Source organism: Kocuria sediminis (genome assembly GCF_009735315.1).
GTDB classification, from domain to species: domain Bacteria; phylum Actinomycetota; class Actinomycetes; order Actinomycetales; family Micrococcaceae; genus Kocuria; species Kocuria turfanensis.
Map to the genome: position 1 here is coordinate 164,562 of NZ_WOGU01000003.1, position 12,246 is coordinate 176,807.

Genomic DNA, 12,246 nt, shown 5'->3' on the forward strand with positions numbered 1-12,246 from the left:
CGGGCACGCCACCGCCGCCAGCTGCGGCCGGGGGCCGTGGTGCTGGCGGCGGTGGGTGCGGTGGTCGCCGACGTCCGGGATCAGGCCTGCGGCGAGTTCTCGGACTCGACGGTGACGGTGCCGTCGATGATGTCCTGCTTGAGCTGCTCCACCTCGGCGGCGAGCTCCTCGCCCACGGCCTCCTCCTGGTCGTGGTAGGGCGCGATGCCCACCCCGTCGTTCTCGAGGGTGCCGATGTAGGGCTCGTTGCTGAACTGGCCCTCCGCCGCCGTCTCGACGACGTCCTGCACGGAGGTGCTCATCTGCTTGAGCACGGAGGTGAGCTGGTACTGCTGGCCCTGGTCCAGCGTCTCGTAGCCGTCGGCGTCGACCCACACGAAGCGGACCTCGTCGCCGCCGTCGTTGGCGGCGACCACGGCGTCGAGGGTGCCCAGCGCCGCCTGGCCGGCCACGGGCATGATGATGTCCGCGCCCTCGTTGATGAAGTTCTGCGTGGTGGTCTTCGCCGCGGAGGTGTCGGTGAAGCTGTTGACGAAGGTGCCGTCCTGGGCGTCCTTGTTCCAGCCCAGCAGCTCGACGTTCTCGCCCTTGGTCTCGTTGTAGTGGGCGACGCCGTCGGCGAAGCCGTCCATGAACACCGTCACGGTGGGGATGTCCATGCCGCCGTAGGCGGCGACCTTGCCGGTCTGGGTGGTGCCGGCCGCGACGTAGCCGGCGAGGAACGCGGCCTCGGCCGTGTTGTAGACCAGCGGCTTGACGTTGTCGAGCTCGATCGAGGCGTCGTCCACGATCGCGAAGTTCGACTCCGGGTTGGCCTCGGCGGCCTCGCGGGTGGCGTCGGCGAGGAGGAAGCCCACGGAGACGGTCAGGTCGCAGCCCTGCTGGACCATGGAGTTGAGGTTGGGCACGAAGTCGGTCTCGGCCTGGGACTCGGCTTGCTGCACCTCGATGCCCATGGACTCCTGGGCGGCCTGCAGGCCCTCGTAGGAGTTCTGGTTGAACGAGCGGTCCTGGAAGCCCCCGGAGTCGGAGACGATGCAGCCCGTGAAGTCGGTGGCCTGCTCCTGCGCCTGGCCGCCCTCCTCGGGCGCGGCCCCGCAGCCGGCGAGGACCAGGGCGGAGACGCCGAGCAGCGCGGCGGCGGAGAGCGGGCGGGATCCTCGGGACGTCCGGGGTGAGAAGGTCATGGTTCCTCCAGGAGACAGGGGTGACCCGGCCGCGGGCAACGGGTCCCGTCCACGCGGTGTGGCGTGACGTGGTGTCATTCTACCCACGGGTAGGCGCAGTGGACGGAGGCTGGCGTTAATTCGTCGTGACGTCGGGGCGCGTCTCCCGGGAGCGCAGCCGGATGGCGCGCAGGGCGGTGTTGGCCATGACCTGGACGCCGCAGCCGATGGCCGCCTCGTCCGCCACGTAGTCCGACTGGTGCAGGTCGTAGGTGTGCCCGCCCCGGGTCCGGGTGCCCAGGCGCATCATCGCCCCGGGGACCTCCTGGAGGAACCACGCGAAGTCCTCCCCGCCCATCGACTGGTGCACCAGCACCACGGCGTCCTCGCCGAGCTCCGCGCGGGCGGCGTTCTCGATGAGGGTGGTCTCGACCTCCCCGTTGACCACGGGCGGCACGCCGCGGATGTGCTCCAGCTCCACGTCCACCCCGTAGGGCGCCGCGACCTGGTGCACGACCTCGTCGAGCAGGGTGCCGGCGCGGTGCCAGGCGTCGGCGTCGAGGCAGCGCATGGTCCCGGACATGAACCCCGTGGCGGGGATGGCGTTGGGCGCCACGCCGGCGTGCATCTGCCCCCAGACCACCGCGACCCCGGAGCGGGCGTCGATCCGCCGGGAGAGCACGGCGGGGACGTTGACGGCGATCTGGGCCATCGCGTAGACGAGGTCCTGCGTCAGGTGCGGGCGGGAGGTGTGCCCGCCGCGACCGGTGAACTCGATCCGCACGGTGTCCGAGGCGGAGGTGATCGCCCCGATCCGGGTCCCGACCTGGCCCACGTCGACCTTGGGCTCGCAGTGCAGGGCGAACATGCGCGGCACGCCTTCGAGCGCGCCCTGGCGGATCACCGTGAGGGCGCCGCCGGGCAGCTGCTCCTCGGCGGGCTGGAAGACGATCCGCACGGTGCCGGCGATGTGCGCGGTGCGGTGCAGGTCCGCGAGCACCTTGGCCACGCCGACCATCACGGTCGCGTGGATGTCGTGGCCGCAGGAGTGGGCCACGCCGTCGTTGACGGAGGAGTAGTCCAGGCCCGTGCCCTCCTGGATGGGCAGCGCGTCGATGTCCGCGCGCAGGCCCACGGCCAGGGGCCCGTGGCCGATGTCCACGTAGCACCCGGTGTCGGTGAGCCGCACGGGGCTCAGGCCCATGTTCTCCAGGGCGGCGACGATCCGGTCGGTGGTGCGGAACTCCTGGTAGGACAGCTCCGGGTGCCGGTGCAGGTCGCGCCGGAAGGCGATCAGGTCCGGCAGGTACCGCTTGAGGAGGGGGCCGATGGCCGGCGGGAGGCCGGCCTCCAGGGCTGCGGCGGGGGATGGCGCGTCAGGCATCTGTCCAGGGTACTCCGGGCCGTGCGCGGCCCGGGACGCTCACAGCACGTCCGTGTTGCCGCTCTGCTTGAGCGAGGCCACGGCGTCCTTGACCCGCTGGGCGTGCTCCTGGGTGGTCACCAGCAGCGCGTCGGGGGTGTCGACGACGACGATGTCCTCCACGCCGATCAGCGCGATCATCCGGCCCGTGTCGGAGACGACGATGCCCGTGGAGCTGTCGGCGAGCACCCGGCTGTTGTCGCCCAGCACGGTCACGTGCGGGTCCCCGTGCGGGTCGACGTGGTTGAGCCGGCTGATCGCGGCGAAGTCCCCCACGTCGTCCCAGGTGAAGGTCGCGGGCACCATGGCGACGTCCCCGGCCGCCGCGGCGGGCTCGGCCACGGCGTAGTCGATGGCGGTCTTCGGCAGGCCGGGCCAGACCCGGTCGACCACCTCGTCCTGCGCGGGCGTGCCCCACGCGTCGGCGATCTCGGCCAGCCCCGCGTGCAGCGCGGGCTCGCTGGCGGCGAGGTGGCGCAGCATCAGGGAGGCGGGGGCCACGAACATGCCGGCGTTCCACGTGTAGTTGCCGCTGTGCACGTAGGCGCGCGCGGTGGCCTCGTCCGGCTTCTCCACGAACTGCTCGACCTGCAGGGCGTGCGGGGCGCCCTGCAGGCCCAGCTGCGTGCCGGCGCGGATGTAGCCGAACCCGGTGGCCGGGGAGCTCGGCGGGATGCCGATGGTCACGATCCGGCCCGAGGCCGCGGCCGCCACCGCTTCCCGGACCACGTCCTGGAACGCCTCGGCGGGCTCGATCACGTGGTCGGCCGCGAAGGAGCCGACGATCGCGTCCGGGTCCTGCCGGGCGATGAGCATGCAGGCGAGGCCGATGGCCGCCGCCGAGTCCTTCGGCGACGGCTCGAGCACGAGGTCCCCCGGGGACAGCTCCGGCAGCTGCCGGCAGACCGCGGGGGCGTGGGTGCGCCCGGTGACGACCATCACGCGGCCGCCGCTGAGTCCGGCCAGCCGGTCGTAGGTGGCACGCAGCAGCGACGAGCCGGATCCGGTGAGGTCCAGCAGGAACTTCGGGGCGTCGGCCCGGGAGAGCGGCCAGAGCCGAGAGCCGACCCCTCCGGCCGGGATGAAGGGGTGGAAGTGCGCGAGGGGAGAGGTCACACGCATCACCATACGACGCCGAGCCGGGCGGCACGGAAAAGGACGTCCGCCCACGGCGAGATCCGTGTCCTGGCGGGGGACAGGCTGTCAGTAAACGGCGTCCGTGCTGGTATCGTGGAAAGGAACTCGCGCAATATCCGACACAGAGCCGGAGGGCTCCGCTCACGTCGTGCGCAGTGCGAATTCCCGGTTTTCAAGAGCGCACGACGGCGAGCGACTCAGGGAGGTTTTTCAGTGGCGAAGACATCCAAGGGCACCTTGTACCGCGGCCAGGCCCATGGCCAGTGGTCCTGGGTCGCCCACCGCATCACCGGCGTGGCCATCTTCTTCTTTCTTCTGGTCCACGTCCTGGACACCGCGCTCGTGCGGGTCTCGCCCGAGGCCTACAACGCGGTCATGGAGACCTACAAGAACCCGGTCATGGGCCTCGGCGAGGCCGGCCTCGTGGCGGCCATCGTCTTCCACGCCTTCAACGGGCTGCGCATCATCCTCGTGGACTTCTGGTCGCAGGGCACCCGCTACCAGAAGCAGATGCTCTGGGGCGTCCTCGCGCTGTGGCTCGTGGTGATGGTCCCGTTCCTGGTCCGGCACCTGTCCAACATCTTCCACCTCTCCATCTTCGGGGGTTAATCAATGAGCACTCCGCTCAAGGCAAGCATCTCGGTCCCCCGGAGCAAGGACCTCGAGGTCAACGGCGTCAAGTACAACCGCTCCTCCTCCCGCCGCAACAACTTCGAGATGTTCGCGTGGCTGTTCATGCGCTTCTCCGGCGTGGTCCTGCTCGTGCTGGTCTTCGTCCACCTGTGGGTGAACCTCGTCTCCCCCGAGGGCGGGGTCGAGGCCGTGGACTTCGCGTTCGTCGCCGGCAAGTGGGCCAGCCCGTTCTGGCAGGTCTTCGACATGCTCCTGCTGTGGCTGGCGATGCTGCACGGCACCAACGGCCTGCGCGTGATCATCGACGACTACGCCGAGAAGGACCGCACCCGGTTCTGGCTGAAGGTCTTCCTCTTCACCACCTCCGCCTTCGTGATTCTGCTGGGCACCCTGGTGATCTTCACCTTCGAGCCCTGCCCCGCCGGCGCGGACCCGGCCCTGCTGGCCTCCTTCTGCACCGCGGGCTGAGACCCCTCGCGCGGACGGCCCGCTCCCGGCGGGCCGTCCGCGCCGTCCGGCCGCAGGCGACCGGGCCCCAGAACATCTGACTGAACACCCAACAGAAAGAACAACCGGTATGCAGGTTCACAAGTACGACGTGGTCATCATCGGTGCCGGTGGTGCCGGTATGCGCGCCGCCATCGAGGCCGGCCAGCGCTCTCGTACTGCCGTACTGACCAAGCTGTACCCCACCCGCTCCCACACCGGCGCGGCGCAGGGCGGCATGTGCGCAGCACTCGCCAACGTCGAGGAGGACAACTGGGAGTGGCACACGTTCGACACCATCAAGGGCGGTGACTACCTCGTCGACCAGGACGCCGCGGAGGTCATGGCCAAGGAGGCCATCGACGCGGTCCTGGACCTGGAGAAGATGGGGCTGCCCTTCAACCGCACTCCCGAGGGCAAGATCGACCAGCGCCGCTTCGGCGGCCACACCCGCGACCACGGCAAGGCGCCCGTGCGCCGGGCCTGCTACGCCGCGGACCGCACCGGGCACATGATCCTGCAGACGCTCTACCAGAACTGCATCAAGCACAACGTGGAGTTCTTCAACGAGTACTACGTCCTGGACCTGGTCATGACCGAGATCGACGGTCAGCGGCGCGTCGCGGGCGTGGTCTCCTACGAGCTGGCCACCGGCGAGCTGCACGTCTTCCAGGCGAAGTCCGTGGTCTTCGCCTCCGGCGGGGCCGGCAAGGTCTACAAGACCACCTCCAACGCCCACACCCTCACCGGCGACGGCATGGCCATCGCGTTCCGCAACGGCCTGCCGCTCGAGGACATGGAGTTCATCCAGTTCCACCCGACCGGCCTGGCCGGCCTGGGCATCCTGGTCTCCGAGGCCGCCCGCGGCGAGGGCGGGATCCTGCGCAACGCGGACGGCGAGCGGTTCATGGAGCGCTACGCCCCCACCATCAAGGACCTCGCCCCCCGTGACATCGTGGCCCGCTCCATGGCCAACGAGGTGCGCGAGGGCCGTGGGGCCGGGCCGAACAAGGACTACGTCCTGCTCGACCTCACCCACCTGGAGCCGGCGCACATCGACGCGAAGCTGCCCGACATCACGGAGTTCGCCCGGACCTACCTGGGCGTGGAGCCCTACACCGAGCCGGTCCCGGTGTTCCCCACGTGCCACTACGCGATGGGCGGGATCCCGACCAACATCAAGGCCGAGGTGCTGCAGGACAACGAGACCGTGGTCCCCGGCCTGTACGCCGCCGGCGAGGTCGCCTGCGTGTCCGTGCACGGCTCCAACCGCCTGGGCACCAACTCGCTGCTGGACATCAACGTGTTCGGCAAGCGGGCCGGGATCTACGCGGCCGAGTACGCGCAGCGGGCCGAGTTCGTGCCCGTCCCGGACACCGCCCTGGACAGCACCGTGGCGCTGCTCGACAACGCCCGCAACGGCACCGGCACCGAGAAGGTCGCCGCGATCCGCAAGGACCTGCAGGACACCATGGACCTCAACGTCCAGGTGTTCCGCACCGCGGAGACCCTGCAGACGGCGCTGGACGACATCGCCGCCCTCGAGGCCCGCTACGCGAACATCTCGATCCAGGACAAGGGCAAGCGCTTCAACCTGGACCTGCTCGAGGCCGTGGAGCTCGGCTTCCTGCTGCAGCTGGCCAAGGTCATGACCGTCGCGGCCCTGCACCGCAACGAGTCCCGCGGCGGCCACTTCCGGGAGGACTTCCCGGAGCGCGACGACGAGAACTTCATGAAGCACTCGATGGTCTACCTCGACCCCTCCTCCCCCACCGGGGGCATCCGGCAGGAGACGAAGCCCGTCATCTTCACCCGCTACGAGCCCATGGAGCGTAAGTACTGATGTCCACCGCACACACTCCCGACCGCCCCGAGGACGGGCGCAACGACGACCCGCAGGACCGGGCTCCCGAGCACGGCCGCGCGCCGGGCCACGACCAGGACGAGCGCGCGGGCTACAAGACCGACGCGGACGCCGGGTCCGTCGACGAGCGCAACCAGGCCGAGGCACCTGCCGTGGACCCCGCCGCCGCGAACGCCGAGGACGGCGAGCCCGCCTCGCAGGTGAGCCTGCCCGAGGAGCAGCAGGCCAACCAGGAGATCCCCACGTTCGACCTCACCCTGCGGATCCGCCGCTACAACCCCGAGCTCTCCGACGAGGTGCGCTGGGACGAGTACAAGCTCACCATGTACGGCACCGACCGCGTGCTGGACGCCCTGCACAAGGTGAAGTGGGAGATCGACGGCTCGCTGTCCTTCCGCCGCTCCTGCGCCCACGGCGTGTGCGGCTCCGACGCCATGCGCATCAACGGCCAGAACCGCCTCGCCTGCAAGGTGCTGCTCAAGGACCTGGACCTGTCCAAGCCCGTCACCGTGGAGCCCATCAAGGGCCTGCCGTGCGAGAAGGACCTGATCGTGGACATGGAGCCGTTCTTCCAGTCCTACCGCGAGATCATGCCCTTCCTCGTGGCCGGCGGCAACGAGCCGACGATGGAGCGCTACCAGTCCCCGGAGGACCGGGCGCGCTTCGACGACACCACCAAGTGCATCCTCTGCGCCGCGTGCACGTCGTCCTGCCCGGTGTTCTGGACCGACGGCCAGTACTTCGGCCCGGCCGCGATCGTCAACGCGCACCGGTTCATCTTCGACTCCCGCGACGACGCCGGGGACCTGCGCCTGGAGATCCTCAACGACAAGGAGGGCGTGTGGCGCTGCCGCACGACCTTCAACTGCACCGAGGCCTGCCCGCGCGGCATCCAGGTCACCAAGGCCATCTCCGAGGTCAAGAACGCCATCCTCAGCCGCTCCATGTGAGCGTCCCGACGGCCCCTGACGGCGGCCCGCCCCGGCGACGGGGCGGGCCGCCGTCGTCGTTGTTGCCGGGCCCCGCGGTGCTGTCTCCGTGCCGCCCTCGCGACGACCTCGCGACGCCCTCGTGGCGCCTCCGGGAGGCGGGCCCCGCCGGACCCGGGCGGGTGCCCGGGAGGGGACGTCAGCGGCCGGGGCCGGGCACCGAGCTCATCGGCAGCACGGTGACGGCCACGGCCTCCCCCGAGGGGTGCACCCGGCCGCCGTGCTGGTCCGCCTGCACGATCGCCCCGAGCGCCGCGGAGAAGAGCAGGACCTGGCTGAACAGGTAGAACCACACGAGCACCCCCACCACGAGGGCCACGGACAGCAGGTAGGGGTTCGCGGTGGCCCCGGCGATGAGGGCTCCCCCGGCGTAGCGCAGGGCGAAGTTGCCGGCCGCCGCGGCGAGGACCGTGGCCAGCAGGGCCCGGCGGGTCAGCCGGAGCCCGGCGACGCCCCGGACGAGCTCGAGGGCGAACAGGGCGTCCAGGACGACCACGAGGAGGGTGCTCAGCGCCCAGGTCAGCCCGGTGCGCAGCCACTCCGGCCCCCGGCCCCAGCCCAGTTCGCCGGCGGCGTCGAGCAGGAAGCCCAGCAGCCCCGAGGCGGCGCTGTTGGCCACCACCGACAGCGCCAGCAGCACCCCGAGGAGGAGCAGGCCCAGGAGGTCGCGGGGCACGGCCGCGATGGGCATGCCCTGCGCCGGCGGCACCTCGAAGATCCGGCGGAACGCCAGGCGCACCCCGGAGACCCAGCGCCAGCCCGAGAAGAGCAGCACGGCGGCGCCGATCACCGTGGCGAGGGTGAAGGGGCGAGTGTCCTCCAGCAGGTCGAGGGGGACCACTCCCCCGGTGCCGGTGTCGAGCAGTCCCGGCACACGCTCGGTGACGGCGCGCACCACGGCGTCGCGGACCTCCGGGGCGTTGCCCAGGAAGATGCCGATCGTGGCGAAGCCGCCGACCAGCAGGGAGGTGGACGCGAAGATCAGCACGAAGGACAGCCCGGCCGCCATGAGGGGGCCGCCGTGGAAGAGGTAGTGCATCACCACGCGCACGGGCAGGTGCGTGAAGAAGCGGGAGAGCCCGACCAGGAGCACGGACCCCGCCAGGGCCGCGGGCCCGGCGCCGGCGGCGCGCCGCTCGCGCAGCAGGGCCTGCTGGCGCAGCGCCTCACGGCGCAGCCCGTGCCGGTCGACCGCCCGGGGCGGCATCTCCGGTGCCGGGCCCGTGCGGGGCCCCGTGCTGGTGCTCATGGCGGCGGGTCAGCTCTCACCGCGGTCGGTCCCGGTGAAGGGGAACTCCTCGCGGATCCGCCAGACGCCGCGGCCGTCGAGCTCGTAGAGGCCGATCCGGTCCACGAGGAAGCCGGCCCGGTAGGTCCGCAGCATCTCCTGGGCGCGGTCGAGGTCGTCCTCCCCCACGGCCTGGGCGATGGTGACGTGCGGGTGGAACTCGAAGGGGGACGCGGAGACCAGCTGCTCCTCGTGCAGGGCCTCGTGCAGGGCGCGGCACTGCTGCGCGCCCTCGAGGACGCGCAGGTAGACCACCGGGCTCACCGGCCGGAACGTGCCGGTGCCGTTGATCTCCAGGCGGAACGGCCGCCAGGTCCGGGCCACGGACCGCACCCGCTCGACGACCTCGTCCCAGTGCGCCGCCTGCGGGGCGATCATCAGGGTGATGTGCGCCGGCACGGCGTAGGAGGCCGGGTCCCCGAAGGACGCGCGCCAGTCCTGCAGCTCCCGCCCCACGGGCTCGGGCAGCTCGATGACCACGCCCGCGTAGACCTGACCGGGGCGGATGGTCGGAGACTGGTGCGTTGGGATCACGTCAACTCCTCACAGGACGGACCCAGCCTAGCCCAGCCCCCCGGCCCGGCTCAGGAAGCCCATCCGGTCGTAGACCGCGGCGAGGGTCGCCACGGTGAGCTCCCGGCCCTTCTCGGCGCCGCGGGCCAGGATGCGGTCCAGCTCGGCGGGGTCGTCCAGCAGCTCGAGGGCGCGGGAACGGATGGGCTGCAGCGTCTCGTCGACCACCTCGGCCAGCCCGACCTTGAGGTGTCCGTACATCCTGCCCTCGTACTCCGCGACGATCTCGTCCACCGGGCGGCCCGTGAGCGCCGAGTAGATGGTGAGCAGGTTCGAGATCCCGGGCTTGGCCTCGCGGTCGAAGCGGATCTCGGTGCCGTCGTCGGTGACGGCGGACTTGATCTTCTTGGCGTTCTTCTTCGCCGGGTCCAGCAGCCGGACGAGCCCGTTCTCCGCGGCCGCGGACTTGGACATCTTGGCCGTGGGGTTCTGCAGGTCGTAGACCTTCGCCGACTCCGCGAGGATCTTGGCCTCCGGGACCACGAAGGTGTCCCCGTACCGGGCGTTGAAGCGCTGCGCGAGGTTGCGGGTCAGCTCGAGGTGCTGGCGCTGGTCCTCGCCGACCGGGACCTGGTGGGCCTGGTAGATCAGGATGTCCGCGGCCATCAGCACGGGGTAGGCGAACAGGCCCACGGTCGCGTTCTCGGCGCCCTGCTTGGCGGACTTGTCCTTGAACTGCGTCATCCGGGACGCCTCCCCGAAGCCGGTGATGCAGTTCAGCGCCCACGCGAGCTGGGCGTGCTCGGGGACGTGGGACTGCACGAGCAGCGTGGAGCGCTCCGGGTCGATGCCCGCCGCGATGTACTGGGCGGCCGTGACGCGAGTGCGCTGGGCCAGGGTCGCGGGGTCCTGGTCCGTGGTGACCGCGTGCAGGTCCGCGACGAAGAACACGCACTCGTTGTCGTCCTGCATGTCCACCCAGTTGCGCACCGCGCCCACGTAGTTGCCCAGGTGCAGGGAGTCCGCCGAGGGCTGCACCCCCGACACGACTCGGGGCCTGCCGGAGGCGGAACGGACGTCGAACGGCGCGGGGTCAGCGGTCACGGTGTGGGGTCCTTCGGTCGGGCCGGCGCCGGGTGGGCGCGGGGGTGCGGGGGTGCGGGGCGGAGCGGGTCAGAGCTGGTAGTCGACCACCACGGGCGCGTGGTCGGAGAAGCGGGTGTCGTAGCTGGGGGCGCGGTCGACCACGGCGGAGACGGCGGCGGCCGCCAGCGCCGGGGTGGCCATGTGGTAGTCGATGCGCCACCCGGCGTCGGTGTCGAAGGCCTTGCCGCGGTAGGACCACCACGTGTACGGGCCGGGGACGGGTCCGGCCAGCTCCCGGGCGACGTCCTTGTACCCGTGCTCCCCGAAGAAGCGGTCGAAGTAGGCCCGCTCCTCGGGCAGGAACCCGGCGTTCTTGACGTTGCCCTTCCAGTTCTTGATGTCGAGCTCGGTGTGCCCCACGTTGAGGTCGCCGACCACGAGGACGTGCTCCCGGGTGCGGGCCAGCTCGGGCAGCCGCTCGGTCATGACGTCGAGGAACCGGTACTTGTCGTCCTGGCGCACCGTGCCGACCTCCCCGGAGTGGACGTAGGCCGAGACCACGGTGAGCGTGCTGCCGTCGGCGAGGGCGTGGTCGGTCTCGACCCACCGCCCCGAGGCCGCGAAGTGCTCGTGGCCGATGGAGTCCCGCCGGGCCACCGGCAGCAGCGTCCCGGCGCGGGCGTCGCGGCGGGTCGCGACCGCCACGCCGGCCCGGCCCTTGTCCGCCGCCTCGGCGTGGTGGACGTCCCAGGCCTGCTCGTCGAGCAGCTCCCGGACGACCTTGTCCGGGGCCCGGACCTCCTGCAGGCACAGGATGTCGACCTCGCGCCCGGCGAGCCAGTCGGCCATGCCGCGCTTGTAGGCGGCGCGGATGCCGTTGACGTTGACGGTGGCGACGCGCAGGACGTTCTCGGGGCGGGACATGCAGGGGCACCTGGCCTTCGGGACGGGGGCGATCGGGGGAAGGGAGCGGGCGGGCCGCAGGTCAGTCGACGACGGTGCCGCTGAGCGGCTCCTGGCGCAGCATGCTCATCCCGTTGCCGGCGGTGATGTCGATCGTGTCGAGCGCCCGGTCCAGGGCCTCGCGGTCCACGCCCTCGGCGGGCAGCCCGGCGAGCTCCTGCTTGATCACCTTGGACTGGACGAGGACGATCTGGAAGCTGTGGGAGAGCTTCTCGTCCCGCATGGAGCGGGTGGCGCCGGACTGCGCGGCGGCGGGGGCCCGGCCGGAGCCGGCCCGCAGCTGCTCCTGGGCCTCCTCGACCTGCCGGCGGCCGAAGCGGGCGGCCTTGCGGACCATGAGCACCACCCACGTGGCGAGCAGCAGCCATCCGAGCGCGATGCCCGCGAGCGCCCAGCCGAGCCACGAGTTGGCGTTGGCGGCCTGCAGCAGCGCCACCACGAAGATCACCACGAGCACGGCCAGGCCGATCACCGTGCCCCAGAGGGTCGTGCGGCTGCCGGTCCCGGGGGCGGACGGGCTGGACGTGGCGGAGGATCCGATGGAGCGCATGGTCACCATTGTCTCAAATCCCCGGCCCGGCCACGAACCCGGCGGCCCGGGAGGCCCGGTCCGCGGCGCCGAGGGCCCGGCGTCCGCGCGGAACGGGCCCGGCGCCGGGAACGATCGCTCGTTCCCGGCGCCGCGGCCTGCCCGGGGG

The 12,246-nt window shown here is 71.4% G+C and carries 12 protein-coding genes; 4 read left to right on the plus strand and 8 right to left on the minus strand.

What is annotated here, in order from left to right:
• Nucleotides 1-80: 80 nt before the first annotated feature.
• From GMA12_RS05080 to GMA12_RS05090, 3 genes are all read right to left on the minus strand, one after another.
• Entirely contained in the window at nucleotides 81-1,187 is a 1,107-nt protein-coding gene (locus GMA12_RS05080; RefSeq protein WP_156267808.1) for a BMP family lipoprotein, read from the minus strand.
• A gap of 115 nt (nucleotides 1,188-1,302) precedes the next feature.
• Nucleotides 1,303-2,550, minus strand: a complete 1,248-nt coding sequence (locus tag GMA12_RS05085) for an amidohydrolase (protein WP_156267810.1) — start codon at nucleotides 2,548-2,550, stop codon at nucleotides 1,303-1,305.
• 39 nt (nucleotides 2,551-2,589) lie between these two features.
• Nucleotides 2,590-3,711 carry a mannose-1-phosphate guanylyltransferase gene (locus GMA12_RS05090; RefSeq protein WP_240898608.1) on the minus strand — a complete coding sequence of 374 codons (1,122 nt, stop codon included), beginning with the start codon at nucleotides 3,709-3,711 and terminating at the stop codon, nucleotides 2,590-2,592.
• Nucleotides 3,712-3,939: 228 nt separating this feature from the next.
• Here GMA12_RS05090 and sdhC point away from each other — a divergent pair, with 228 nt between their 5' ends.
• The 4 genes from sdhC to GMA12_RS05110 all read left to right on the plus strand — a co-directional run bounded on the left by sdhC (nucleotide 3,940) and on the right by GMA12_RS05110 (nucleotide 7,659).
• On the plus strand, nucleotides 3,940-4,335 hold the full coding sequence (gene sdhC, locus GMA12_RS05095) for a succinate dehydrogenase, cytochrome b556 subunit (protein WP_162459490.1): 396 nt from the start codon (nucleotides 3,940-3,942) through the stop codon (nucleotides 4,333-4,335).
• A gap of 3 nt (nucleotides 4,336-4,338) precedes the next feature.
• Nucleotides 4,339-4,827: a succinate dehydrogenase hydrophobic membrane anchor subunit gene (locus GMA12_RS05100; RefSeq protein WP_075872831.1), complete on the plus strand. Its 489-nt coding sequence runs from the start codon at nucleotides 4,339-4,341 to the stop codon at nucleotides 4,825-4,827.
• A gap of 109 nt (nucleotides 4,828-4,936) precedes the next feature.
• The gene (gene sdhA / locus GMA12_RS05105) at nucleotides 4,937-6,688 is read left to right on the plus strand and encodes a succinate dehydrogenase flavoprotein subunit (protein ID WP_156267814.1); all 1,752 of its coding nucleotides are present in this window, start codon (nucleotides 4,937-4,939) and stop codon (nucleotides 6,686-6,688) included.
• Nucleotides 6,688-7,659: a succinate dehydrogenase iron-sulfur subunit gene (locus tag GMA12_RS05110; protein WP_240898609.1), complete on the plus strand. Its 972-nt coding sequence runs from the start codon at nucleotides 6,688-6,690 to the stop codon at nucleotides 7,657-7,659. The genes sdhA and GMA12_RS05110 overlap by 1 nt, the downstream gene beginning before the upstream one ends.
• Before the next feature lie 178 nt (nucleotides 7,660-7,837).
• On the opposite strand, the gene GMA12_RS05115 is transcribed toward GMA12_RS05110, so the two are convergent.
• From GMA12_RS05115 to GMA12_RS05135, 5 genes are all read right to left on the minus strand, one after another.
• Nucleotides 7,838-8,947 (minus strand): YhjD/YihY/BrkB family envelope integrity protein, encoded by a 1,110-nt coding sequence (locus GMA12_RS05115; protein ID WP_156267816.1) that lies wholly within the window; start codon nucleotides 8,945-8,947, stop codon nucleotides 7,838-7,840.
• Nucleotides 8,948-8,956: 9 nt separating this feature from the next.
• Nucleotides 8,957-9,520 (minus strand): 2'-5' RNA ligase family protein, encoded by a 564-nt coding sequence (locus GMA12_RS05120; protein WP_162459491.1) that lies wholly within the window; start codon nucleotides 9,518-9,520, stop codon nucleotides 8,957-8,959.
• 27 nt (nucleotides 9,521-9,547) lie between these two features.
• Nucleotides 9,548-10,603: a tryptophan--tRNA ligase gene (gene trpS / locus GMA12_RS05125; protein WP_162459492.1), complete on the minus strand. Its 1,056-nt coding sequence runs from the start codon at nucleotides 10,601-10,603 to the stop codon at nucleotides 9,548-9,550.
• A gap of 69 nt (nucleotides 10,604-10,672) precedes the next feature.
• On the minus strand, nucleotides 10,673-11,509 hold the full coding sequence (locus tag GMA12_RS05130; protein WP_156267818.1) for an exodeoxyribonuclease III: 837 nt from the start codon (nucleotides 11,507-11,509) through the stop codon (nucleotides 10,673-10,675).
• Nucleotides 11,510-11,570: 61 nt separating this feature from the next.
• Nucleotides 11,571-12,098, minus strand: coding sequence for a hypothetical protein (locus GMA12_RS05135; protein WP_240898610.1), 528 nt, complete (start codon nucleotides 12,096-12,098; stop codon nucleotides 11,571-11,573).
• Nucleotides 12,099-12,246 lie beyond the last annotated feature (148 nt).

Excerpts from the sequence above, each read along its gene's own strand:
- GMA12_RS05080 (WP_156267808.1), bottom strand. The coding sequence starts at position 1,187 with ATGACCTTCTCACCCCGGACGTCCCGAGGATCCCGCCCGCTCTCCGCC.
- GMA12_RS05085 (WP_156267810.1), bottom strand. The coding sequence starts at position 2,550 with ATGCCTGACGCGCCATCCCCCGCCGCAGCCCTGGAGGCCGGCCTCCCG.
- GMA12_RS05090 (WP_240898608.1), bottom strand. The coding sequence starts at position 3,711 with ATGCGTGTGACCTCTCCCCTCGCGCACTTCCACCCCTTCATCCCGGCC.
- GMA12_RS05100 (WP_075872831.1), top strand. The coding sequence starts at position 4,339 with ATGAGCACTCCGCTCAAGGCAAGCATCTCGGTCCCCCGGAGCAAGGAC.
- sdhA (WP_156267814.1), top strand. The coding sequence starts at position 4,937 with ATGCAGGTTCACAAGTACGACGTGGTCATCATCGGTGCCGGTGGTGCC.
- GMA12_RS05110 (WP_240898609.1), top strand. The coding sequence starts at position 6,688 with ATGTCCACCGCACACACTCCCGACCGCCCCGAGGACGGGCGCAACGAC.
- GMA12_RS05115 (WP_156267816.1), bottom strand. The coding sequence starts at position 8,947 with ATGAGCACCAGCACGGGGCCCCGCACGGGCCCGGCACCGGAGATGCCG.
- GMA12_RS05130 (WP_156267818.1), bottom strand. The coding sequence starts at position 11,509 with ATGTCCCGCCCCGAGAACGTCCTGCGCGTCGCCACCGTCAACGTCAAC.
- GMA12_RS05135 (WP_240898610.1), bottom strand. The coding sequence starts at position 12,098 with ATGCGCTCCATCGGATCCTCCGCCACGTCCAGCCCGTCCGCCCCCGGG.